The 22,014-nt window shown below is 64.5% G+C and carries 24 protein-coding genes; 6 read left to right on the top strand and 18 right to left on the bottom strand.

What is annotated here, in order from left to right; all coding sequences use genetic code 11:
* Together RCH11_RS15925 and RCH11_RS15920 are read left to right on the top strand one after the other, a co-directional pair.
* A complete protein-coding gene (locus RCH11_RS15925; protein WP_327058005.1) occupies window positions 1–411 on the top strand; it encodes a DUF4383 domain-containing protein in 411 nt (136 codons plus the stop codon).
* A 34-nt stretch (window positions 412–445) separates the two neighbouring features.
* Window positions 446–1,003 (top strand): hypothetical protein, encoded by a 558-nt coding sequence (locus RCH11_RS15920; protein WP_327058004.1) that lies wholly within the window; start codon window positions 446–448, stop codon window positions 1,001–1,003.
* Between the two features lie 479 nt (window positions 1,004–1,482).
* Here the strand turns inward: RCH11_RS15920 and RCH11_RS15915 are convergent, their stop codons facing one another.
* Window positions 1,483–2,802 (bottom strand): ATP-dependent DNA helicase, encoded by a 1,320-nt coding sequence (locus RCH11_RS15915; RefSeq protein ID WP_442789060.1) that lies wholly within the window; start codon window positions 2,800–2,802, stop codon window positions 1,483–1,485.
* 101 nt (window positions 2,803–2,903) lie between these two features.
* On the opposite strand from RCH11_RS15915, the gene RCH11_RS15910 reads away from it, so the two are divergent.
* Window positions 2,904–3,869, top strand: a complete 966-nt coding sequence (locus RCH11_RS15910) for a hypothetical protein (RefSeq protein WP_327058002.1) — start codon at window positions 2,904–2,906, stop codon at window positions 3,867–3,869.
* A 180-nt stretch (window positions 3,870–4,049) separates the two neighbouring features.
* Here RCH11_RS15910 and RCH11_RS15905 read toward each other — a convergent pair whose 3' ends face one another.
* The 13 genes from RCH11_RS15905 to RCH11_RS15845 all read right to left on the bottom strand — a co-directional run bounded on the left by RCH11_RS15905 (window position 4,050) and on the right by RCH11_RS15845 (window position 15,523).
* Window positions 4,050–6,011 (bottom strand): cytochrome c oxidase assembly protein, encoded by a 1,962-nt coding sequence (locus tag RCH11_RS15905; protein ID WP_327058001.1) that lies wholly within the window; start codon window positions 6,009–6,011, stop codon window positions 4,050–4,052.
* 128 nt (window positions 6,012–6,139) lie between these two features.
* Window positions 6,140–6,427, bottom strand: a complete 288-nt coding sequence (locus tag RCH11_RS15900; protein WP_327058000.1) for an HU family DNA-binding protein — start codon at window positions 6,425–6,427, stop codon at window positions 6,140–6,142.
* Between the two features lie 132 nt (window positions 6,428–6,559).
* Window positions 6,560–6,865, bottom strand: a complete 306-nt coding sequence (gene rpsN / locus RCH11_RS15895) for a 30S ribosomal protein S14 (protein WP_327057999.1) — start codon at window positions 6,863–6,865, stop codon at window positions 6,560–6,562.
* A 2-nt stretch (window positions 6,866–6,867) separates the two neighbouring features.
* On the bottom strand, window positions 6,868–7,035 hold the full coding sequence (gene rpmG / locus RCH11_RS15890; protein ID WP_327057998.1) for a 50S ribosomal protein L33: 168 nt from the start codon (window positions 7,033–7,035) through the stop codon (window positions 6,868–6,870).
* Window positions 7,035–7,271, bottom strand: coding sequence for a 50S ribosomal protein L28 (rpmB, locus tag RCH11_RS15885; protein ID WP_327058064.1), 237 nt, complete (start codon window positions 7,269–7,271; stop codon window positions 7,035–7,037). Before rpmB ends, rpmG begins: the two co-directional genes overlap by 1 nt.
* 208 nt (window positions 7,272–7,479) lie before the next feature.
* Window positions 7,480–7,905, bottom strand: a complete 426-nt coding sequence (locus tag RCH11_RS15880; protein WP_327057997.1) for a Fur family transcriptional regulator — start codon at window positions 7,903–7,905, stop codon at window positions 7,480–7,482.
* Complete coding sequence (locus RCH11_RS15875) at window positions 7,902–8,792, bottom strand: metal ABC transporter permease (RefSeq protein ID WP_327057996.1); 891 nt, start codon at window positions 8,790–8,792, stop codon at window positions 7,902–7,904. Before RCH11_RS15875 ends, RCH11_RS15880 begins: the two co-directional genes overlap by 4 nt.
* Window positions 8,789–9,649, bottom strand: coding sequence for a metal ABC transporter ATP-binding protein (locus tag RCH11_RS15870; protein ID WP_327057995.1), 861 nt, complete (start codon window positions 9,647–9,649; stop codon window positions 8,789–8,791). The genes RCH11_RS15875 and RCH11_RS15870 overlap by 4 nt, the downstream gene beginning before the upstream one ends.
* Complete coding sequence (locus RCH11_RS15865) at window positions 9,604–10,503, bottom strand: metal ABC transporter solute-binding protein, Zn/Mn family (protein ID WP_327057994.1); 900 nt, start codon at window positions 10,501–10,503, stop codon at window positions 9,604–9,606. The genes RCH11_RS15870 and RCH11_RS15865 overlap by 46 nt, the downstream gene beginning before the upstream one ends.
* Before the next feature lie 310 nt (window positions 10,504–10,813).
* Entirely contained in the window at window positions 10,814–12,175 is a 1,362-nt protein-coding gene (locus RCH11_RS15860) for a dihydrolipoamide acetyltransferase family protein (protein WP_327057993.1), read from the bottom strand.
* A gap of 33 nt (window positions 12,176–12,208) precedes the next feature.
* Window positions 12,209–13,186: an alpha-ketoacid dehydrogenase subunit beta gene (locus RCH11_RS15855; RefSeq protein ID WP_327057992.1), complete on the bottom strand. Its 978-nt coding sequence runs from the start codon at window positions 13,184–13,186 to the stop codon at window positions 12,209–12,211.
* A complete protein-coding gene (locus RCH11_RS15850) occupies window positions 13,186–14,283 on the bottom strand; it encodes a thiamine pyrophosphate-dependent dehydrogenase E1 component subunit alpha (protein ID WP_327057991.1) in 1,098 nt (365 codons plus the stop codon). The genes RCH11_RS15855 and RCH11_RS15850 overlap by 1 nt, the downstream gene beginning before the upstream one ends.
* Window positions 14,284–14,416: 133 nt before the next feature.
* Window positions 14,417–15,523 (bottom strand): histidinol-phosphate transaminase, encoded by a 1,107-nt coding sequence (locus RCH11_RS15845; RefSeq protein ID WP_327057990.1) that lies wholly within the window; start codon window positions 15,521–15,523, stop codon window positions 14,417–14,419.
* Window positions 15,524–15,609: 86 nt separating this feature from the next.
* On the opposite strand from RCH11_RS15845, the gene RCH11_RS15840 reads away from it, so the two are divergent.
* Entirely contained in the window at window positions 15,610–16,008 is a 399-nt protein-coding gene (locus RCH11_RS15840; protein WP_327057989.1) for a phage holin family protein, read from the top strand.
* Here RCH11_RS15840 and RCH11_RS15835 read toward each other — a convergent pair.
* Window positions 15,974–17,434, bottom strand: coding sequence for a hypothetical protein (locus RCH11_RS15835; RefSeq protein WP_327057988.1), 1,461 nt, complete (start codon window positions 17,432–17,434; stop codon window positions 15,974–15,976). The genes RCH11_RS15840 and RCH11_RS15835 overlap by 35 nt on opposite strands.
* A complete protein-coding gene (locus tag RCH11_RS15830) occupies window positions 17,424–17,702 on the bottom strand; it encodes a hypothetical protein (protein WP_327057987.1) in 279 nt (92 codons plus the stop codon). The genes RCH11_RS15835 and RCH11_RS15830 overlap by 11 nt, the downstream gene beginning before the upstream one ends.
* Window positions 17,703–17,866: 164 nt before the next feature.
* On the opposite strand from RCH11_RS15830, the gene RCH11_RS15825 reads away from it, so the two are divergent.
* On the top strand, window positions 17,867–18,391 hold the full coding sequence (locus RCH11_RS15825) for a low molecular weight protein-tyrosine-phosphatase (protein ID WP_327057986.1): 525 nt from the start codon (window positions 17,867–17,869) through the stop codon (window positions 18,389–18,391).
* Entirely contained in the window at window positions 18,388–19,776 is a 1,389-nt protein-coding gene (purB, locus tag RCH11_RS15820; protein ID WP_327057985.1) for an adenylosuccinate lyase, read from the top strand. The genes RCH11_RS15825 and purB overlap by 4 nt, the downstream gene beginning before the upstream one ends.
* Window positions 19,777–19,813: 37 nt before the next feature.
* Here purB and RCH11_RS15815 read toward each other — a convergent pair whose 3' ends face one another.
* Together RCH11_RS15815 and RCH11_RS15810 are read right to left on the bottom strand one after the other, a co-directional pair.
* Window positions 19,814–20,080, bottom strand: coding sequence for a hypothetical protein (locus tag RCH11_RS15815; protein ID WP_327057984.1), 267 nt, complete (start codon window positions 20,078–20,080; stop codon window positions 19,814–19,816).
* A complete protein-coding gene (locus RCH11_RS15810) occupies window positions 20,077–20,781 on the bottom strand; it encodes a hypothetical protein (RefSeq protein ID WP_327057983.1) in 705 nt (234 codons plus the stop codon). The genes RCH11_RS15815 and RCH11_RS15810 overlap by 4 nt, the downstream gene beginning before the upstream one ends.
* Window positions 20,782–22,014: the final 1,233 nt, after the last annotated feature.

The raw sequence follows: 22,014 nt of genomic DNA, 5'->3' as shown, positions 1-22,014 counted from the left end.
ATGTCCAAGTCGCCCAACCGCCTGCTGGCAACTGTCTTCGGTGCGGTCTACCTTCTCGTCGGCCTGCTCGGCTTCACGGCTACCTCCGGTGTTGGATTCTTCGACACCAAGGGCGGCCTGCTGCTCGGCATCTTCGAGGTCAACGTGTTCCATAATGTGGCCCACCTTCTCATCGGTGCAGCCCTGCTCATCGCCGGACTGTCCAACGTGCGCGCCTCAAAGACGGTCAACTCCGTCGTCGGCGCGGCCTACTTGCTGCTCGGCATCGTCGGCCTGTTCATCCTGAACTCGGCCGCCAACATCCTGGCGATCAACAGCGCGGATAACGTGCTCCACTTCGGCAGCGCCGTGATCCTGCTCGGCGTCGGTCTCGGCGCCGATAAGGTCGTCCGCGCCCACGCCACCGCGTAACGATCTGCCGACAGAATCGCACGGGAGAGCTCACATGACTGTTATTGTCCGCGCCTGGCTCTCGTTCGCAGCCATTGGTGCTGGAATCATCCACTTGGCACTCGTGATCAGCTCTCCCCTGGCGATCGGCATCCCCCTGGCGCTGTTCGGTATCGCCGAACTCACCTGGGGCGTGCTCATCCTCGTGAAAGACCGTCTAGTCTCGCCTCGGCTGGCTCACGCCGGTGCCGTCACACCGCTCCTGCTTTGGAGCCTTCTCACGGTCACGGTCACCCTTCTCGCCGCACCGCAGGTCGCCTCCTCGCTGCGCTTTGTGCCAATGGGGATTGCGGCCATTTTCGAACTCTTCATCGCGGGCGTACTGAGCGTCATCCTGCGTCGGCAGACCGAGACCGAAACCGAGCCGTCGACTCCGGCTGCCAAGCCGGCCACCGCCGTGAAATATCTATCCGCTGTGATCGTTGCCGGCGTACTCGTTGGCGCTCTCACAACTCCGGCGCTCGCCGCCACTCAGGCCGGTGCGGTCGCCATCGAACACGGCGGCACCATGGGCGGAATGATGACCATGAATTTGCCCGGGATGGGCCATTAGACGCAGCATCAGTCCATCTGAATACACTTCGAGTCACCTCACCCGAGCTCAGGAGTCGTCATGTCCTTTGTCATGCCCTTCAGGCGAGAGTTGCCCGCACGCTCCTGGTCCGCCCCCGCTGACAGCGAGGGCACAGGCTTCCGGTCCGACCCCATTACGGACGCGGGCACCCGCGAGACCGACGTCGCGCTTGTTACCCACGGCCCTTCACCTACTCGCCTGTCGAAGCCGCGGGGGAGCGGATGGTGGAGGATCCGGTAGCTGCGCCGTTCGTCAGCCCGCAACTCGCGCGGCCGTCCGCCATCCGCCTCGATCTGGCCTCTCTCCCGACGAGTGCACGCGTCGACCAATCGCTCATGCAGCGGCAGTTCGGCTGTGAGACCGAAGGGTCAATTCTCCCTGACCTTTTCAGTGCCAAGGCCGCCGCGTTGCGAGGCTCAGTCGCAGCCAAGCTACGGCGCAGCCACGCTAGGGCCCGTTCACGCCTCGATGCCGGGCACCGCCGTTGCCCCGCTCATGAACCGTTGCACGTCCGGGTCAACACGGATGTCGCTCGGCCGCAGTGGCCGTGAGAGGTAGAGCCCCTCGAGCTCGGTGAGCCGGCTGAGCGCCACGTAGGTCTGTCCTGCGCTGAAGGTGCCAGATCCGAGGTCCACAATCGCGCGATCGTATGTCTTGCCCTGGGACTTGTGGATGGTGACCGCCCACGCCAGCCGGAGGGGGAACTGGGTGAATTCGGCCACAATATCTTTCTTCAGCGTCTTAGTGGACGACGAGTAGGTGTATTTGAACTTCTCCCAGATGGCCGGCTGCACCTCATGCACTTCGCCATCGACGTCCACGAATACGGTTGAGGCGATCTTCGTCACCGTGCCCACCGTGCCGTTCACCCAGCGCTGGCCGCCCTCACCAACGGAGTCGTTGCGTAAAAACATCACTCTCGCGCCGACTTTGAGTTGCAACGACTCGTCGGCCGGATAGGAGCGGCCGCCGAACTCTCCCGTGACGTCTGCTTTGGCCGTCTTCACGGCACCGGGCAAGCGGGCGAGGGCGGCGGCGTTGATGCGGTTGACAGTGTCGTTGCGCGTCGCGAGCGTGATCGTGCCATCCGTCGGGGCCGAGCGTGCCCCGGTCTCGTTGAGGCGACCCGCAATTTCGGCGGTGACCATGCCATGGCGTACGGCATTGAGCATGAACTTGAATTCGGCCTCATGCTGGCGGTGGATGGTAGTCAGCTCGAAGATGCGTAGCTCGGTCTCCTGCCACACCTTGGCGTCGAAGAACCACATCGACCTGTACTGGTCAGCGAAGTATGCCCGTTCGTCGGCATCACCCGGTACCGGGGCGAGCTGGTAGGGGTCGCCGAACAAGACCACCTGCACGCCCCCGAAGGCGGTGAATGGCTTCTGGCGCGCCTGGCGCAGGCTGCGGTCGATGGCATCCACCAAGTCGGCGTTGACCATCGAGACCTCGTCGATAACCAGGGTGTCGATGGTGTTCAGCAGCTTGCGTAGCTCGGGGACCTGATCGATCGCCTGGTCGGCGATCACCCCGATCGGCAGCCGGAAGAGTGAGTGGATGGTCTGCCCGCCCACGTTGAGTGCTGCGACGCCCGTTGGCGCGGCGATCACCACCTGCTTGGAGGTGTTCCACGACAGGTGGTTCAGCAGTGTGGATTTTCCCGTGCCAGCGCGACCGGTGACGAAGATGTTCTCGCGGGTGTTCTCGATGAGTTCGAAGACGGCGGCCTGCTCGGCGGAGAGTGCGAATTCGGCCACGAAACCCCTTCCTCCCGGCATCCGGACAGCACTCCAATCTACCGCCAGCGAAGCGGATCACGCCGCGCACGGTGGCCTCCTGTAGAGAACCCTGGCCCGCGGGTGCCGCTTAGGATGTGGAGATGCCGCCCCGAATAGTAGCCCGCTGGCTCGTACTGCTGGGGATGCTGCTGCTGGCTTTCCTCGGCACGGTGACGACACTCAATGTCACCGTCTACAGCGCTTCAGGATTCGTCTCCTCCTACCTCCACGCCGTCGCCAGGCAGGACGTGGCGGATGCCCGGCGGATGCCCGGCGTCACGGTCAGCGCGGACGGAACGGACGAGCTCCTGGCGCCAGCCGCACTCGCCTCCCTCACGGACATCCACCTCATTCGCGATGCTGACGACCGCGGCGGGCGTCACACCGTCTTATATGGTTACACCATTGGCGGCAGCGCGGGCACCTCCTCTTTCGTCGTGGAACACACCGGTGCGCGCCTCGGGGTCTTCTCCGCGTGGCGATTCGTCGACTCGCCTCAGAGCCTCCTCGGTGTCACCGTTCAGAACGGAACCGGGGTGGTTGCCAATGGCGTCACGCTGCCCACCATCGCTTCGGGGCGGATGCACACCTATCGTGTGCTCACCCCGGGCCGGGTGGTGCTGAGCCACTCTTCCGCCTACCTCGCAGCCGCGAAGGTGACGGCGTTGATCGACGAGCCGGCCACCGTCGCGCAGGCCACCGTCGATATCCAGGCCAACCCGGCATTCGTTCGTGAGGTGCAGAAGGAACTCGACAAGTTCCTGGCCGCCTGCACAATCCAAAAGGTGCTGTTGCCTACCGGCTGTCCGATGGGGGAGCAGATCACGGACCGCCTACAGAGTGTTCCGACCTGGTCGATCGTGAGCTATCCGATCGTCACCATCGTGCCGGGCAGCACGGCGGGACGCTGGCAGGTTCCCGAGACGGGAGCCGTCGCCCATCTCACGGTGAAGGTGAAATCGATCTTTGACGGAAGCCTCTCCACCTTCGACGCCGACGTGCCTTTCAGCGTGCGATACCTCATCACCTTCGCCGACAACGGCAGTCCGGTGATCACGGCAGAGTAGTGTCCGCTGGTCGCGTGTCACTCTCTCCTCTCTCGCCTGTGCGGTCCGAGAGGGCGCGGGCCGTAGCCGGCGCGGCCGTGAGTGACACGCGCGCCCGGATTTTCGGGCGCGCGTGTCACTCATGGGAGCAGAGACGCGGGTGCAACGCTCGACGCCCCTCGCCGAGGCGACGCAGTGCGGCTAGCGCCGGGCAGCCCGGTCTGCCAGCATCCGGTTATATTCCACCAGTTCGGCGTCACCGTCGCGTTCGGCCTTACGATCGAGCCGCTTGGCATCCCTCGCATCGCTCTTCGACCACATGATCGCCACCGTGATGGCGAGGATGATCGTAGGGATCTCTCCGACACTCCAGGCGATGCCGCCGCCGATCTGCTGGTCGGCGATCGCGCTGACGCCCCAGGCCCGCCCCATCGCCCCGTACCAGTTGGCAAGCAGCAGCCCGGTGCCGGTGATCAGCGAGAGCCCGAAGAAGGCGTGGAAGGCCATCGTCCCCAGCAGCACGAGCAATCGCATGGGGTATGGCGCGCGGTAGGGCAGCGGATCGACGCCAATCAGTGCCTGCACGAACAGGTAGCCGGTGATGAGGAAATGCACGATCATCACGGTGTGGCCGATGTGGTCCGTGGTCGCCCAGCTGAACAGGGGCGTGTAGTAAAACACCCACAGCGACACCACGAAGAGCATGGCCGCCACGATCGGATTGGAGAGGATGGCGGAGGCCCGTGAATGCACGAAGAGCATGATCCACTCGCGCGGGCCGCGACTGCCGTCCGATCGCTTCGCGATGGTGCGCAGCGCAAGGGTGATCGGAGCCGCGGGTGCGAGCAGCACCGGGATCATCATGCCGAGCAGCATATGCCCGAGCATGTGGGCGCTAAAGAGGTACTTCTCGTAGAGGTTGATCCCGCCATTGGTTACCCAGAACAGCAGGGCGAGGCCGGCGAGCCAGAGCACGAGTCGATGTACCGGCCACGTGTCGCCACGGCGGTGCAACCGCACCACGCCGGCGATATAGAAGAAAGCGAGGAACGCGATGAGCAACACCCAGAGGATGTCGAAGTTCCACGCGGTGAAGTAACGCGAGAAAGTGAGCTCGGGTGGCAGGGGGGCCTGCGTGAGAATCCAGGCCGGCGAGGTGAGGGTCGCATCCTGTGACACCGGAGTGGCGGTCCTCGCCAGAGCCGCGGCCACACCAGAGGCGAGGCCCATGAAGCCGAGTTCCGCCGCGATGAGCCACCAGAAGAAGCGATTGCCGCTGTGGGCCGACGACTGCATCTTTGCGATGAGGAAGCGTCGCTCGCCGAGACCGAACAGTCCGAGTGTGAGCAGGGCGAAGATCTTGACGAGCACGAGGATGCCGTATGGCGTGAGCAGCTGCGTGATCGTGCCGACGCGCAGGGCCGCGTTCACATAGCCGGAGGCCGCAACCACGACAAAACAGATGAGGGCTAGCGTGGAGTAGCGGGAGATGATCGGCCCGATCCGTCCGCCCTCGAGCGTCTTGCGGATGAACACGATAGTGACGAGCCCCCCGAGCCAGATTGCCGCGAACACCACGTGGAGACCGAGGGAGGTGACCGCTGCGTCGTGCCCGGCGGCATCCGCCGAGTGTCCCTGCAATGCCTGGGGCACCAGCCCGACTGCGGCCAGAAGGGTGACGAACACCAAAATCGTGCGGTTACGCACGGCGAAGCACAGCACCGTCACTACTGCGGCGACGAGGGTGCTCGCGAGCCAGGCTTGCCCGATCTCCTGGTTGGTGAGGAAGTCGCCGAGTACCGACCCGAAGTGTGCGTCGAGTGTGACCGGTTTTGTGTAGAAGTTCATGAAGGTGAGAAAGCCGGTGACCGCCGAGGCGATTGCCCAGAAGCCCGCCGCGCCGGCGGCGATGTCGAGAGTTCGGGCAAATTCCGGCTTGTCGGCGCTCACGGCGAAACACAGAAGCACGAGCGAACCGAGAGTGACGGCCACGCCGAGATTGAACAGCATGGTCGCGATCGGCACACCGTAGCGCACGAGAGCGCCCGGATCGATGAGCCGGGGGGCGTCCGCGGCATGGCCGAACGCCAGCGCGGCAAGCAGGGATGCGAAGGCAATGACCAAGAGCAGCGCTGGACCGGCGATTTTCACGATCCGTGGCACGTTATCCAGCCTAGGTCAGCAATCTGGACCCCCGCCCCGATCGCCGCTTGCGAGCAGCAGAAGGGCAGGATGACCGAAGGGGATGCCGACCGTGAGGCCGACATCCCCTTCAAGACGAGAAGAAAAGACTACTTTGCAGCGGCCTTCAGCTTGCTGCCGGCGCTGACCTTAACGCCGTAGCCTGCCTTGATCTGGATGGCCTCACCCGTGGACGGGTTGCGACCGGCACGAGCGGCACGGTGGGTGCGCTCGATGGCGAGCCAGCCCGGGATCGTGACCTTGGTGCCTTCGCCGACCGAAGTGGCGAGGGTTCCGAACAGGGCGTCGAGGACGCCATTCACTGCAGCCTGGCTCTGGCCAGACTCAGCGGCAACTGCCGCGACGAGCTCGGTACGGTTTAGTGACTTGTCAGCCATTGAAGTCCTCCTCGGACGTTGTGCTTTTCAGAACGAACTTTCCTGCCCCGGCGATTAGTTGCGCCGCCGAGCAGTTCAGTTGATTGGATCAGGATGTGGCCACGGGGCGTAAACCCTGCAACCGCCTGTAATTTACCAGCTTGACTTCGTAATACCGGGCAATTCGCCCCGGTGCGCCATATCGCGGAAACGTACGCGGGAAACACCAAACTGGCTGAGGAATCCACGCGGGCGACCATCGATGGCGTCACGACCGCGAACGCGCACCGGAGATGCGTTGCGCGGAAGCTTCTGCAGGCCGAGTCGAGCGGCTTCACGCTCGGCGTCGGAGGAGGTGGGGTCGACGAGGGCCTTCTTCAGCTCGAGTCGCTTGGTCGCGTAGCGCGCGACCACGATTTTGCGCTGCTCGTTGGCAGCGATCTTGCTTTTCTTCGCCATTGTTAGCGCTCCTCGCGGAATTCGACGTGCTTGCGGACTACCGGGTCGTACTTCTTGAGCACGAGGCGGTCGGGGTCGTTGCGGCGGTTCTTTTTGGTCACGTAGGTGTAACCGGTGCCGGCGGTGGATCGGAGCTTGATGATCGGACGGACGTCGTGCTGCTTCGCCATTAGATCTTCACCCCACGGCCCAGGATGTCCTTGACGACTGATTCAATGCCGCGAGCGTCAATGACCTTGATGCCCTTGGCGCTGAGCGTCAGCGTGACACTGCGCCTGAGCGAGGGAACGTAGTACGTCTTCTTTTGCACATTCGGGTCAAAGCGACGCTTCGTCCGGCGGTGCGAGTGCGAAATATTGTGTCCGAAGCCGGGAATGGCTCCGGTCACCTGGCACACTGCGGCCATGGTTTTCCTCCAATTACCGTAGGGACGAAGTGTCCCCACCCAAGATTTCTTGTCGGCACGCACCACCCGCCAAACGAACACGGAGGGTTTGCGTACAGGCTGCAACGCGTAGATGCGGACAGCAACATCTAACATTACGGATGCCGCGGGCACTTCGCAAGGCGAGGCCGCGCCAGGGAGCAGTCGGTGACGGCCGCTGCGAGCTCGATCAAACAGGCGGACGGGGTTCCGGCCAGTTCGTCACAGAGCATTCTGCGCACAGCCCAAACACGTCTACAACATGGTTCGGCTGGGTGAATCCGTGCTCGATGGCGACCGATTGCGCCCAGCGCTCCACGGCATCCGCTTCGATCTCCACGGTGAGTCCGCAGTTGCGGCAGATGAGGTGATGGTGGTGTTGCCCCGGAGTACAGGCGCGATAGAGGCTCTCGCCATCGAGCGACTGGAGCGAATCGGCCTCCCCCTCGACCGCGAGGTCGGCGAGCGCGCGGTAGACGGTAGCGAGGCCGATCGGCGAACCGGACATCCGCAGCGTGGCGTGTAGCCGCTGGGCGCTGACGAATCCGTCGTCGTCTGCGAGCGCAGTGCGCACTGCCTCACGCTGCCAGGTGTTGCGCTTGCGTGGGGCCGTCATCGGCTGATCCGCCCGGCCGCCACCGCAACCAGGCGACCGTTGTTGCCTTGACGAGTTCGGCGACCACCGACCACTCGGCAGACAATGTAGATGAGGAACGAGATCGTTGTCACGTAGGGGCTAATCGGAAGGCCGCCGCCGAGCGCGAGCAGAATTCCGCCGACCACCGACGTGACGGCGAAGGCAACGCTGAGCAGAGGGGTGAACACCGGCGAGGCCGTGATCCGCATGGCCGCGGCGGCCGGCGTCACCAGCAGCGAGAGAACGAGGAGTGCTCCGACGATCTGGATTGACACGGCCGTCGCGAGCCCGAGCAGGATCATGAAAGCGATCGAGAGTGCGGTGACCGGCAGCCCTCTCGCCCGTGCGACATCCGCGTCGACGCTCGCGAAGCTCAGCGGGCGCCAGATCACGAAAAGTCCGGCGATCACCACAGCCGAAATGATCACGAGCATGAGCAGTTGCGGGTTGTCGACCGATACGATCTGGCCGGTGAGCAGCCCGAACTTGTTGGCGCTTCTTCCTCTGTACAGGGCGAGAAACAGGATGCCGAGCCCGAGTCCGAACGGCATCAACACGGCGATGATCGAGTTGCGTTCGCGCGCCTTCGCCCCGAGGATACCGATGATCAGAGCGGCGAGCAGCGACCCGGCGATCGAGCCGGCGACGACGTTCACCCCGAACAGCAACGCCGCGGATGCCCCGGCAAAACTCAACTCGCTGATTCCGTGCACCCCGAAGGCGAGGTCCCGTGTCATCACGAATGGCCCGATGAGTCCGCCGACCACACCGAGCAGGGCGCCGGCGATGATCGAGTTCTTCACCAGCGCGAGCAGTTCGCCATAGTTGTCGAATCCGAAGATCTGGTGCCAGAGGTCGGTGTTCATGGTGTGGGTGCCTCCACATGATGCTCGAGGTGATCGTGCACGCCATAGCCTTCCGGTGCGCCGAGCACCACGATCCGCCCACGACTGCGGATGACCTCCACCGGGGTGTCGTACATGTACGACAGCACCTCGCTGCGCAGCACCTCATCCGGGGTTCCCACCCGGAAACGGCCGCCCGCGAGATAGAGCACCCGATCCACCATCGGAAGGATGGGATTGACATCATGCGTGACGAAGATCACGGCAGTGTTGATGGCCCGGCGTTGTTCGTCGATGAGCTCGCTCACCTGGCGCTGGTGATGCAGGTCGAGGGAGATGAGCGGCTCGTCGCAGAGCAGGAGGCTTGGGGTGCCCGCGATCGCCTGGCCAACCCGCACCCGTTGCTGCTCTCCACCCGAGAGGGTGGCCACGGGGACATTCGCGTACTCTGACGCACCGACCGACTCGAGGATGCCGTCCACTTGGCGCCGGACCGCGCGCGAGTTGAATGGCAGCCCCCAGCGGTGACCGTTTACGCCGAAGGCCACGAGGTCGCGCGCGCGCAGCGGAGTCCCCTGCTCCAGTAGCTTCTGCTGGGGAATATACCCGATGCGCCGACTGCCGTGGGTCACGGGCTCACCGAGGAATTTGATAGTCCCCGAACTGAGTTTCTGCTGGCCGAGGATGGTTTTGAGCAGGCTCGTCTTGCCCGTGCCGTTGGGTCCGAGCACGGCGAGAAACTCCCCCGGCTGCACGTCGAGATTGAGGTTTTGCCAGAGCCGACGGTCGCCGAACGATAGCGTGGCGCCGCGGAGGCTCAATACCGGATCTGTCACTTCAGTGCTGCGGTGATCGAGGCGAGAGTGTCGGTCATCCATTCAAGGTAGTCCTTGCCTGCCGGCAGGGTTTCGCGCACCGGCACGACGGCCACTCCGGCCTTCTGTGCCGCGGCGAGCACTCGCTTCGTCTCGGGGGAGCTCGTCTGGTCGTTATAGGCGAGAAGCTTCACCGCACGGTCGCTGAACAGGGCGAGAGTCTGCCTCAGAATGACAGGCGACACATCCGTGCCGGCCTCGATCGCCTCGCTGAATTTGCCAGGGGTCTTGTTCACAAGCCCGACGGCGTCGAGCATGTAGAGGGGCACCGGTTCGGTGATCGCGACTCCCTCACCGGCAGAGCTGGACCTCAGGGTCGCTTCGGCGGCCTGCAGCAGGCCGAGGGCCCCGGTGAACCGTGAGGCGTTGGCCGCGAAGGTGCCAGCGCGGGAGGGTTCCTCGGTGGTGAAGGTCGAGACGAGCTTGCTCACCACCTTTTTCACTGTCGGAAAGTCGTACCAGAGGTGTTCGTTAAACTCGCCGGAGGCCGGCTTCTGGTCGTAGCCCGAGATGGTGCTGGCGTTGAGGAGCACGACCTTTGGATTGTTTGCGCCCTTCAGCAGTGAATCCACGAAACTGTCGTAGCCCCCGCCGTTCTGGATCACGACGTCGGCTTTCGACAGTGAGAGCTGCACCTGTGCATCGGCTTCGTAGGAGTGCGGGTCCTGCGAAGGGTCGGAGATGATCGACGTGACCGTGACGCGGTCTCCACCGATCTGCCTGGCGATATCGCCGTACACGTTCGTCGAAGCGACGACGTGGATGAGGCCGTCACCTTTCGGGGGAGAGGCCGAGCAGCCACCGAGGGCGAGGCTCAGCACGAGGCCGCCGGACAGAAGCAGTATTTTTTTGCGCACGATGAAGGGTCTTCTCAAGAAAGTTGGTCGAGGTAATGAGATTCGTTATCAATAGTATATGGCGTGGGCGCCCGCGGGCGTACCCCGTTGCGCGCCCAGCGATTGGTTGCGCTTGGCCTGCGCCCTTGCGCCTGCACCCTTGCGCCTGCACCTTGCGCCTGCGCGCCCTTGGGTGACACGCGCGCCCGCACTTTCGGGCGCGCGTGTCACCCAAGGGCGCGCAGGCGCGGGGGAGCGCGCGGCGCGCAGAGGCGGGGGAGCGCGGGCCGAGTGGCAGTGCGGCGAGTAGCTCGGCCGATACGGATGCTGCCTAGTCGAGCAGCAGCGCCGGCTCTTCGATGATGCTCGCGACGTCGGCAAGGAAGCGGCTGGCGACATCCCCGTCCACAACCCGGTGGTCGAAGCTCGCGCCGAGTGTCGTGACGAAGCGCGGACGCACTTCGCCATCCACGACCCACGGCTTCTGCTTGATCGTGCCCATGGCGAGGATTGCCACCTCGCCGGGGTTGAGGATGGGGGTGCCGGTGTCCATACCGAAGACCCCGATATTAGTGACCGTGATGGTGCCGCCGGCCTGCTCGGAGGGGCTCGTCTTGCCATCACGAGCGGTGATGGTGAGCTGCCCGATCGCACTCGCGAGTTCGCGCAGCGAGAGCTCCTGTGCCTCTTTGATGTTCGGCACGATCAGTCCGCGAGGAGTGGCGGCCGCGATGCCGAAGTTCACATAGTGCTTGACGATGATCTCGCTGTCCGTCCACTGCGCGTTCACCGTCGGGTTGCGGCGCACAGCCCAGATCATCGCCTTCGCCACGATCAGCAGCGGCGACACCTTCACCCCGGCGAAGTCGGTGGAGTCCTTGAGCCGTCTGACGAACTCCATGGTGCGGGTGGCGTCGACGTCAACGAAGAGACTCACGTGCGGGGCGGTGAATGCACTCGACACCATCGCTGTCGCAATAGCCTTTCGCACCCCCTTCACCGGGATGCGCTCCTCGCGATCGCTGCCCCAGGCCGGGGTCTCGATATTGCGGAACAGTGTGCCCTGCGAGGCCTGGCGCACCACATCTTCACGCGTGATCTCGCCGGCGAGGCCGGTGGGGGTCACCTCGGAAAGGTTCACCGCGAGGTCTTTGGCGAGCTTGCGGATTGGGGGCTTAGCGATGATGGTTGAGGCGGATGCCGCCGGCACCGAGCTCGGCCGAGGAGCCGCTTCGGGGGCGGATGCCGCGATACCGGAAGCAATATGGGTGGAACTGGAGTTGCCCGCGGAGGGGTTTCCGGTCGCGGGACGTGCGCGCCGGGAAGCCACGTGGCCCGTGATGCCGTAGCCGACAAGCACCGCGCCGCCGGTGTCGCTCGATTGCGGGGGAGCGCTACCCGCCGTCTCTGCGGCGATATCGGTGCCGGTGGGCGCCGGCACCGCGTCATCCGCGCCCGATGAGACGGAGATGATCGGTGTTCCCACATCCACTGTCTGGCCCTCGGCCACCAGGATCGCAGTGACGGTACCGGCGAACGGTGAGGGGAGCTCCACCAGCGACTTCGCGGTCTCGATCTCGACGAGAACCTGGTTGATCGTGACCTCGTCACCTGGCCTGACCTTCCATGCCACGATCTCGGCCTCGGTGAGGCCCTCGCCGACATCCGGGAGAGTGAATTCTGAGCTGGTCACGATGGTCCTTTTCGAATGCAGGTGATGCAGTACCTAATAGGCGAGGGCGCGGTCGACGGCCTCGAGGATGCGGTCGGCATCCGGAAGGTAGACAGTCTCGAGTTTCGCGGGCGGGAAGGGCGTATCGAAGCTCGACACCCGCAGCACCGGTGCTTCAAGCGAGTAAAACGCGCTCTCGGTGACAGTTGCGGCGATCTCTGCCGAGATGCTTACCGATCCCGGCGCCTCGGATGCCACGACAAGTCGCCCGGTCTTCTGCACCGAGGCGATGATTGGCGCATAGTCGATCGGCGAAAGCGAACGCAGATCAATGACCTCGACGCTCGTGCCCTCGTGCTGGGCCAACTCGGCCGCCTGCATCAGCACAGTGACCATTGCACCGTGCCCGACCAGGGTGACCTCAGTGCCGGTGCGCACGACCCTGCTCGAATGAAGGGGCGACGGGCTGGCGCTGAAATCGACAGGGCCCTTATTCCAGTACCGGCTCTTCGGCTCGAAAAACATCACCGGGTCATTGGAGGCAATGGCCTCCTGGATCATCCAGTAGGCGTCGTTGGGGGTGCTCGGGCTCACGACCCGGAGGCCCGGAGTGTGGGCGAAGTAGGCCTCGGGACTCTCCTGATGGTGCTCGACCGCGCCGATGTGTCCGCCATAGGGAACACGGATGACAACGGGCATTCTCACGCGACCCTCGTGGCGACTGGTCATCTTGGCCAGCTGGGAGGTGATCTGATCGAACCCGGGGAAGATGAATCCGTCGAATTGGATCTCGCAGACGGGGCGGTACCCCCGAAAAGCCAGCCCGATCGCCGTGCCGATGATGCCGGACTCGGCGAGCGGGGTGTCGAAAACACGCCGCTCGCCGAATTCGGCCTGAAGCCCTTCGGTCACCCGGAAGACGCCACCGAGCGGACCGATGTCCTCGCCCATGAGCAGTACTTTGGGGTCGTCGGCAAGTGCTTTGCGGAGCCCGGCGTTGAGTGCCTTCGCGAGGGGAAGCTCGTCAGTCATCAGGCTGTGCCTCCCAGGCTGGCTTCGTAGTCGGCCAACCATTTCTTCTGGGCATCCATCACCGGGTGCTGCTCGGAATAGACATGGTCGAAAATGAGGTCGGTCGACGGTGCCACAAGCTCGAGAGTGCGACGGCGCAGGTCGGCCGAGAAGTCCTCGGCCTCCGTTGCACTGGCCGTGAAAAAATCGTCACCCTCGCCACGGCCGCGGAGGTAGCTCGCATAGCGGGTGATCGGATCCTTCGCCACCCAGGACGCGGTCTCGGCATCCAGGCGGTATTTCGTCGGGTCATCGCTCGTGGTGTGCGCACCGATGCGGTAGGTGAGGGCCTCGATGAGGCGCGGACCCTGGCCCGAACGAGCCTCGTCGAGATTCTTGCGAGTGACCGCATAGCTCGCAAGCACATCGTTGCCATCGATCTGGACACCGGGCATGCCGAACCCGCCCGCGCGCAGGTAAAGCGGGGTTCGGGATTGCACCCGCACCGGCACCGAGATCGCCCACTGGTTGTTCTGCAGGAAGAACACCTCGGGGGCGTTGAAGCTCGCCGCGAAAACGAGCGCCTCGCTCACGTCCCCCTGGCTGGTCGCACCGTCCCCGAAATAGACCATCACCGCGCGATCGGTCTCGGGGTCACCGTTACCCGTCTCGCCGTCGAGAGTGATCCCCATGGCGTAGCCGGTGGCGTGCAGCGCCTGCGAGCCGAGCACAAGCGTGTACAGGTGGAAGTTGCCGCACTCTGCGGGATCCCAGCCACCGTTCGTCACGCCGCGCATCAGCCGCACAATATCGACGACATCGACCCCACGGATCATGCCGATCGAGTGTTCGCGATACGACGGGAAAAGATGGTCCTGCGCGCGCGCAGCGCGAGCGGATCCGACCTGGGCGGCCTCCTGCCCGTGGCTCGGTGGCCACAGGGCGAGCTGCCCCTGGCGTTGAAGATTCGTGGCCTCGAGATCGAACCGGCGAGTGATCACCATATCCCGGTAGAGCTGGCGCAACAGGTCGTCGGAGAGGGCCTCGATGTAGGGAAGATACTCGGCCGCCGTGTCATCCGTCTGGAGGGTGCCCTCGATCGAAAGAAGCTGCACCATCTGTGCGGATCCTGCCACGGTGGCCTCACAGTCCTGTTATCGATCGGGGTGGCTGTCGTGATGGGAATGCGGCGAGATCGCATCGCGCGGTGCGCCTGTCTCCGGGCGACAGCCGGGTTTTCGCAACGACGTTCTAATCTAACGCGGGTGCGAACCGCGGCGTTGGTAGGGTGCGCACAACCTCGGCCGCCGCCTTTAGGAGTTTATCCACAGACTGAGATTCGCCGATCGAAATCCGGATGCCCTCGGCCGTAAACGGTCGCACCACGATTCCCGCCGCCGCGAACAGCTCCGCCGCTGCCGCCGTCGAGGCCCCGGTGGCCAACCAGACAAAGTTTCCCTGCGGCCGCGGCACCGACCAGCCCTGGTCGACAAGCGAGCGCCAGACCTCGTCGCGCAGCATGGCGAGCCGGTGCACACGCTCAAGCACGACCGTTTCGTGATCGAGCGACACGATGGCCGCGCGCTGGGCGGCCTCGGTCACCGAAAGCGGGATGGATGTCGTGCGCGCGGCATCGAGAATGTATTCCGGCCCGACCGCATATCCGATCCGCAGTCCGGCCAGACCGTAGGCCTTGGAGAAGGTGCGCGCGACGACGAGATTCGGATAGCGTCCGCTGAGCTCGCGGCCGTTTACTGCCGAGTCATCGGTGACGAACTCGACGTACGCCTCGTCGAGGATGACAAGGATGTGTGTGGGTACCGCCGCCATGAAGTCGGCAAATTCGGAGGCCGTCACGATAGATCCGGTGGGATTGTTCGGGCTGCAGACGATCACGATCCTGGTGCGCTCGGAGATGGCCGCGAGCATCGCCGACAGGTCGTGGCGATCATCCGCGGTGTTCGGCACCGGCACGCTGGTGGCGCCGGCGACGGCGACAAGACCCGGATAGGCCTCGAACGAGCGCCAGGAATAGACGACCTCATCGCCCGGACCCGTGGCCGCGGAGATGAGTTGGGCAAGAATCGACACCGATCCGGCACCCAGGTGCACCTCTTCCGTCCGCACGCCGAAGCGCCAAGCGAGTCGAGCGCGGAGCTCGACTCCGGCGGCGTCGGGATAGCGGTTCACCCCGGAACTGGCCGCGATCGCTCTGACGACCTCGGGAATCGGGTCGAACGGGTTCTCGTTGGACGAGAGCTTGAAAGCGTCGCTGTCGGCGGGCTTGCCCTGCGCATAGGCGGCGAGCGCCACGATCTCAGGTCGAAGTCGCACGGTGGAGGAAAGCGGCTCTATCACGCTGCAAGCCTACGGGCAGTGAGAATCAGCAACACTAAAACGCGGGCCGATTGCGTGGCTCCCCGCTCTGGCGGCATAGTTGACGCATGAGATTCCTGGTTCGCCTCCTGGTCAACACCGTCGCATTGTGGCTGACTACCCTCATCGTGCCCGGTGTCACGGTTGTGGCATTCCCTCCACAGGACACTCTCGCGGTGGTGCTCACCTACCTGCTGGTGGCACTCATCTTCGGCATCGTCAACGGCGTGATCGGCAACTTTATCCGCATCGTCGCGTTTCCCCTCTACATCCTCACGCTCGGACTCCTCGCCCTTGTGGTCAACGGCCTGCTTCTGCTGCTCGTGAGCTGGATCTCCGGGCTGCTCGGCTTCGGCCTCGTCGTCGACGGATTCTGGTGGGGCGTGCTCGGTGCGCTGGTGCTCGCCCTTCTCAGCTGGCTCATCGGCATCCTCATCCGCCCAATCGTCGGGCGGGATCGGCGCTAGTCGGGCCAGCAGGGGTGCGCGCCCCGTGATAGAGCGTGGAGTCGACGCGCGTTGTGTCGTTACCGAACGAATCGAACGCTGCGAGCGCGGAGACCACCCGAGTCTCGTGTGAAGCGTCGACGAGAGCCGCGGTCTCCCGGTACCCGGCGAGCTGGTGCGCGGGGAACATCACGTCCGTCGAGACCGGTCGGCCGTTGAACAGTTCCCGCCGCACCAACACCGGATCGGCTGAGGCCCAGGTACCACCAACCGCAGGCACGATGTCGTCGGTGTGCTCGAGAGCTACCCAGGGGATACTGGTCGGCACGTCCACCTGTGCGGCCGGAGCACCGAGTGTGAACAGGCCGCGGGTATCGAAGTCGCCCGAAGCGGCAAGCTCGGCCGCGACGAGCCCGCCTTGCGAATACCCCGTGAACAGTACCGGTGAGGATGAAGTGATTCCCGCGCCGGCCATCGCGGCGGTGACCGCTCGGTACGACCCTGCCTCGCGGCCGGCGACAGCATTCAGATTGCTCGTCATGTCCCAGGGCTCGGCTCCGGGTTCCACCGAGAAGTCTCGGGTGCCTCCGATATAGACCTCGAACCGGTCGGGCCCATCCGCTTGGGTGTAGCGGTCGATGCGCACCTGGGCCGTGCCCTGCGGCACACGGGCGGCACGGTCGCTGTAGTTCTCAGCGCGGAGGACCGAAACCGGAGGACCGGATTGCGTCACGGACACCGCCGACTCGGCGAGCGCGCCTCGCACACTGGCGATCCCAACCACTACGCTCGACGAAGTTGCGAGGCCAACGACTCCGAGGCCTTCGTCCCCGAGGCCGTGCACCAGCCCGGGCGGGAGGCGGAGCAGGCCGCCGCCGAAGTCGTCCGCGCTCATCACGGTGAGCCGCACGAGCTGGACTACCTTCGGGTCGGTGAGCATCGCGCTGTTGCTTCGCAGCCAGGCCGGTAGCGCCCGGAACAGGGCAGACCGTTTCTCCGCCGGCAGGAGTGCGATTCCGAGGGCGACGCCCGTTCCAATGCCCAGTGCTGCGGGAAGCATTGCGAGTGCGATCGCCGGCAGAAACATTCCGAGCATCGCGCCGAAGCGGGCCGCCACCTCCTGCGCCAATCGCTCGGCCACGCGCTCGCCGACGCCGTAGGCATCGGCCGAGGCGATGAGTGCGACGTGGAGGCGCTCGGCGGACGGGCCCGCTCGCGCCAGGGCCGCCTCCGCGTCATCCATCGCCCGTTCCGCGGCGAGGGCGGTCGAGGATGAGGCAAGGGAGTCCAGTGGGAATACCCCAACCAGCCGGTCGATCGAAACCAGTTGCCGATGACATTCCGAGAGCAGTGCGCGCAATTCACCGAGCCGTCGCGCGTCGTCGAAGAGCTCGGAGGTGGCGACCGCGATGGATCCTCCGCCACTGATGACGATGTCATCCGCCATGCGAGCCACCGACCAGCGAAGCGAGGGCATGCCGGGTATCGCGACTCGCTTCGTCGACATACGTGCATGCCGCCTGCACCTGCGAGGAGAGTTGCTGCAGTGCGTAAACGTACATGCGCCGCGCATCCCCGCTCCATACGCCGCGTCCGTCAGCGGCTGGCAGCACCGCCCGAGCGTGGGTGAGTCGACCCGCGACCCGGTCGAGTGCCAGGAGCTGTTGCCGCAGCACGAGGTCCACCCCGCTGCCGCTTACCGCGCCGATGTCCATGTGCGCCCCTTCTTCTGCCCCAATGCTCCGGTGCCGAGTTAATGCCCACCGCCGCGAATGCGGATGCTGCGCAGAAGTCACGGCCCGTAGGGCATGGGGAGGAGTACCCGCGCTCAGCCGTCTGTGAGATGTGCGCGACGCGGAATGTGCGGGAGAATGGTCCCATGAGTTTCGACCGCACCCTCGACGAGTCGGCGCTCTTTCGCATCTGTTTCGTCTGCACCGGCAACATCTGCCGCTCGCCCATGGCCGAGACCGTTTTCCGCGAGCTGGTGAAGAAGGCCGGTTACGAGGGTGCGATCACAGTGATCTCCGCCGGTACCGGCGACTGGCACGTGGGCGAATCCTCGGATGCGCGCACGACCTCGGCTCTCAGCGCCCGCGGGTACGACGGGTCACGTCACCGGGCAAAACAGTTCGACCCGGAATTGTTCGACAATCTCGACCTCGTCGTGGTCTTCGACCGCAGCCAAGAGCGAATCCTCCGTGCCTGGGCTAACACCGAGCAGGATCGCGGCAAGGTGCAGATGCTGCTGAGCTTCGACAGTGAGCAGGCCGCCCAGGTGGACGTGCCTGACCCCTATTACTCCGACACCGCCATGTTCGACAGAGTGCTCGGCATGATCGAAAAGGCCAGCGCGGCGTTGTTCCGCCAAATCGAACCAGGAATCCGACGGGTACCCTCATGAATCCCCTGCCAGACCAACCACTCAGCCCGCTCGACGGCCGGTACCGTGGCGCCGTCGTCGGCCTCGGCGAGCACCTTTCCGAGGCCGGCCTCAACCGCGCACGAATCCATGTGGAGGTCGAGTGGTTGCTCTACCTCACGGATCACGAGATGTTCGGCTCGCATCGCCTTGACGCCGAACAGGCGCGGGCCCTCCGCGCTCTCGTCGCCGACTTCGGGCAGGCCGACATCGATGAACTCGCCGCTCTTGAGGCGACAACCCGACACGACGTGAAAGCGGTCGAATACTACGTGCGCACCCGCCTTGTCGCCCTCGGGCTGACGGATGTCGCGGAACTCACCCACTTCGCCTGCACGAGCGAAGACATCAACAACCTTTCCTACGCCCTCACGATCCGCGCGGCCGTTCACGAGGTCTGGCTGCCGAAGATCTCCACCGTGATCGATGCGCTCTACTCCCGTGCGGTGGATCATCGGGCGGATGCGATGCTCGCGCACACCCATGGCCAGCCCGCGACGCCCACCACGGTCGGCAAGGAGTTCGCCGTCTTCGTCGGGCGGCTGCGTCGCATCCTCGCCCAGGTCGAGGCGGTGGAATACCTGGGAAAGTTCAGCGGCGCCACCGGCACCTTTGCCGCCCACGTCGCCGCCGACCCGAGCCGAGACTGGCCGGGCATCTCGCGCGAGTTTGTGAGCTCCCTCGGCCTGGACTGGAATCCGCTCACCACCCAGATTGAGCCGCATGACTGGCAGGCGGAGCTGTACCAGCGCATCAGTCACGCCAACCGGGTATTGCACAACCTGTGCACCGACATCTGGACCTACATCTCGATGGGCTACTTCACCCAGATCCAGCAGGCCGGCACCACCGGGTCATCCACGATGCCGCACAAGATCAACCCGATTCGGTTCGAGAACGCCGAGGCGAACCTTGAGCTCTCCAGTGCGCTTCTCGATTCACTCGCCGCGACTCTCGTCACCTCCCGCCTACAGCGCGATCTCACCGACTCCACCACGCAGCGCAATGTCGGTGTCGCACTCGGCCACTCCGTGCTCGCCCTCGATAACATCCAGCGCGGGCTCGGGGAGATCGCGGTGAACAGCGCTCGGCTCGCCGAAGACCTCGACGCAAACTGGGAGATCCTCGGCGAGGCGATCCAGACCGTGATCCGCGCTGAGGTGACCGCCGGCCGCAGCTCGATTACCGACCCTTACGCCATGCTCAAAGAACTCACCCGAGGCAGGCGGGTCGGCCAGGCGGAGCTGGTCGCCTTCGTGCGGGCGCTGGATATCGGGGACGACGCGAAAGCCCGGCTTGTGGCGCTCACCCCGGACGAGTATGCCGGGCTCGCCAGCGACCTTGTGGACTACGCCGCGCCGCGGTAAGCCGGGTATTCGGCGGCAGGGTTTTTCGGCGACAGACTTAGTGTCCGCTGTCCGATTGATGATCCTGCTCGGTCAGGTCGATCTTTTCGGCGGCATCCGGCTTCACGGCCAGCGCGAGCATCGCGATCACGACCAACGAGACGATAAACGTGATGCCCGCGAAGACCAGTGCGAGAGTTACCTGGCGAGTGCTCAGCACAACGACGAATCCGATGAACACCGCGATCACAGCCGAAATGACGACGTACTCAAAGGGTCGGAGGCGATCGCGACGGCTCGGACGGTTGCTGTTCGGAGCGTTCACGCTCGGTTCTCGCTCTCTGCCGGGTGGGAAGTCGTTCCTGGTTCTGGTGGGGAGGATGCCGCGATCGCCTGGGTTCCCCACTTGGCCGACAGCCCCGCGATAACGAGAAAGACGGTGGTGATCGCCGCCCACGCGCCGAGCACGCCGACCGCGACGACGGAGGCGTCCAGGACCCGCTTCACGTGATCGGGGCCGCTGAAATTTTGGCGATAGTCCGGCGGTATGAGCACGAACGCGAGAGCCGCGACGACCGTGAGAGCGCCCACTCCGATCCAGTCGCTGGATGCCACGAACCGACGCCTGCTGCGCATTCCGCTATACAGCTCGAGGAACCCGGTGACGGCCGCAAAGGTCGTGAGGATAAGAAACAGGAACTCCACTTCGCTGCTGCTCGTGTGGCCGCTACTCACCAGAAGTGCGCCAAGTCCCGCGACCAGGGTGACCGCGGCCTGCGTCAGGAAGTAGGGACGCACACGCGCACCGGCCAGTCTGAACTGCGTGACCGCCCCGAGAGCGAGGCCCGCAACGATGCCGAAGACACCGAAGGAGAGGAGTCCGAAGCGGGCGGAGTGATCAGCGGAGAAGGTTATGACAAGGGCGAGGCCGGCGGCGGGCACGGCCCGGGCGATCGGCATCGGCCAGTAGGCTGCCCGCTGCACGGCATCGATGTTCGCATCTGCAGCGCGGGTGGGGAATGACACGGTTAACCCACTCCCGCCTGCCCTGTCACCCCGGTGGGCAACGCCGCCAGTTTACGCTGCCCTACCCGTGAGCCTCCCCGACAGCGGGGGGCGGGGCTCGCGCGGAAAAAACCCGTGCGCTCCTGCGTCGACAGAGGCGCATCGACCCGGATCCTCTTTTACCGCTTCTCGCCCGGTCAGATCGACGCTCCAACGTGCCGTTGTCCTAAACTCCGATCAGGACTTCGGAGAAATCGAGATTGCGACGCTTGCGAGCGTCTAACGGCGAATGGTCTGCTCTGGTAGGTCGTGTCGCCAGCATGACTCATGCCCAGGACTCTTCGCTTGGCTGATGCTGAGTTGTGCCTTGCGCCGACCTGCCGAACTGGAGGGTCGGCGTATGCAGAACGTGGCCAGGCAGGCGGTGCGTGGAGGCGCTTGAACGTCTGGGAAGGTGATCCTGCTCGCCTACGCTGACGGCCTCTACGTGGGGCAGCGCCCGTGATCTGAAAATGTCATCAACGGCACAGGCTGGCTGATGAAGATGTCAGTCCGCTTCTACCTCGAGTTGCCCTGGAAGCACGAGGCTTACGATCCTTGTGAATGGCCCACCTTTTTGACGATGCGAATGTGGTTGGCTCGGCCTCGAGACGCAGTGCGGTGCAGCGATCTACCAAAGGGTGCCGGATCGGGCGCGAGCTTCAGGCAGGCGAGGATGAGATGCCCTGCGCCCCGAAGGTGGTGGGCCGGTCGGCGGGGTCACGCTTGTGGGGTCCCTGAAATACACATTCGCGCGGGACGAGTGTCGCTCTAGCCAACTCAGAAATTGTCGGAGTTAGATCCCTGAACCCGACCCTGTTGCCTCACGTCATTACCTCCGGCAGGGTTCTTCGTTGTCTCGTATGAGAACCCCCACCTGGGCTAGGCGTCCCAAGCACGGTTGATGGTTGGTTTCAGGCCCGCCAGTTTCTTCGCCAGGGCGAGGATCTGTCGGGACTGGGCGGTGGGGTGGACCTGTGCGAACTCGGCATTCATCTGAATGTGTCGCTGTTGCACCTGCCCGCGACTTCACCATTTTCAATGTCAACGCCGCCCGCAACGCCGTGCGGGCGTAGTCACGATGCCACCCGGTCAGCTCCACTAACTCGGTCAGGATCCGGCCCTTACCCGCCCGATCAGTGGCCCGATGCGCGAGTGCTTTCTTCTTCGTCACAGCTTGCCGCTGCGTCATTGTCAGATCGATACAAACGGGCG

The organism is Glaciihabitans sp. GrIS 2.15, assembly GCF_035984695.1.
Classification (GTDB): Bacteria; Actinomycetota; Actinomycetes; order Actinomycetales; family Microbacteriaceae; genus Lacisediminihabitans.
The sequence above is the reverse complement of the archived record's forward strand: the minus strand, read 5'-3'. Positions and strand labels throughout refer to the sequence as shown.

What these genes read in the sequence shown, in the direction of transcription:
- RCH11_RS15925 (WP_327058005.1), top strand. Translation starts at nt 1, where the DNA reads ATGTCCAAGTCGCCCAACCGCCTGCTGGCAACTGTCTTCGGTGCGGTC.
- RCH11_RS15920 (WP_327058004.1), top strand. Translation starts at nt 446, where the DNA reads ATGACTGTTATTGTCCGCGCCTGGCTCTCGTTCGCAGCCATTGGTGCT.
- RCH11_RS15915 (WP_442789060.1), bottom strand. Translation starts at nt 2,802, where the DNA reads ATGCCGGGAGGAAGGGGTTTCGTGGCCGAATTCGCACTCTCCGCCGAG.
- RCH11_RS15910 (WP_327058002.1), top strand. Translation starts at nt 2,904, where the DNA reads ATGCCGCCCCGAATAGTAGCCCGCTGGCTCGTACTGCTGGGGATGCTG.
- RCH11_RS15900 (WP_327058000.1), bottom strand. Translation starts at nt 6,427, where the DNA reads ATGGCTGACAAGTCACTAAACCGTACCGAGCTCGTCGCGGCAGTTGCC.
- rpsN (WP_327057999.1), bottom strand. Translation starts at nt 6,865, where the DNA reads ATGGCGAAGAAAAGCAAGATCGCTGCCAACGAGCAGCGCAAAATCGTG.
- rpmG (WP_327057998.1), bottom strand. Translation starts at nt 7,035, where the DNA reads ATGGCGAAGCAGCACGACGTCCGTCCGATCATCAAGCTCCGATCCACC.
- rpmB (WP_327058064.1), bottom strand. Translation starts at nt 7,271, where the DNA reads ATGGCCGCAGTGTGCCAGGTGACCGGAGCCATTCCCGGCTTCGGACAC.
- RCH11_RS15880 (WP_327057997.1), bottom strand. Translation starts at nt 7,905, where the DNA reads ATGACGGCCCCACGCAAGCGCAACACCTGGCAGCGTGAGGCAGTGCGC.
- RCH11_RS15875 (WP_327057996.1), bottom strand. Translation starts at nt 8,792, where the DNA reads ATGAACACCGACCTCTGGCACCAGATCTTCGGATTCGACAACTATGGC.
- RCH11_RS15870 (WP_327057995.1), bottom strand. Translation starts at nt 9,649, where the DNA reads ATGGATGACCGACACTCTCGCCTCGATCACCGCAGCACTGAAGTGACA.
- RCH11_RS15855 (WP_327057992.1), bottom strand. Translation starts at nt 13,186, where the DNA reads ATGACTGACGAGCTTCCCCTCGCGAAGGCACTCAACGCCGGGCTCCGC.
- RCH11_RS15850 (WP_327057991.1), bottom strand. Translation starts at nt 14,283, where the DNA reads ATGGTGCAGCTTCTTTCGATCGAGGGCACCCTCCAGACGGATGACACG.
- RCH11_RS15840 (WP_327057989.1), top strand. Translation starts at nt 15,610, where the DNA reads ATGAGATTCCTGGTTCGCCTCCTGGTCAACACCGTCGCATTGTGGCTG.
- RCH11_RS15835 (WP_327057988.1), bottom strand. Translation starts at nt 17,434, where the DNA reads ATGGCGGATGACATCGTCATCAGTGGCGGAGGATCCATCGCGGTCGCC.
- RCH11_RS15830 (WP_327057987.1), bottom strand. Translation starts at nt 17,702, where the DNA reads ATGGACATCGGCGCGGTAAGCGGCAGCGGGGTGGACCTCGTGCTGCGG.
- RCH11_RS15825 (WP_327057986.1), top strand. Translation starts at nt 17,867, where the DNA reads ATGAGTTTCGACCGCACCCTCGACGAGTCGGCGCTCTTTCGCATCTGT.
- purB (WP_327057985.1), top strand. Translation starts at nt 18,388, where the DNA reads ATGAATCCCCTGCCAGACCAACCACTCAGCCCGCTCGACGGCCGGTAC.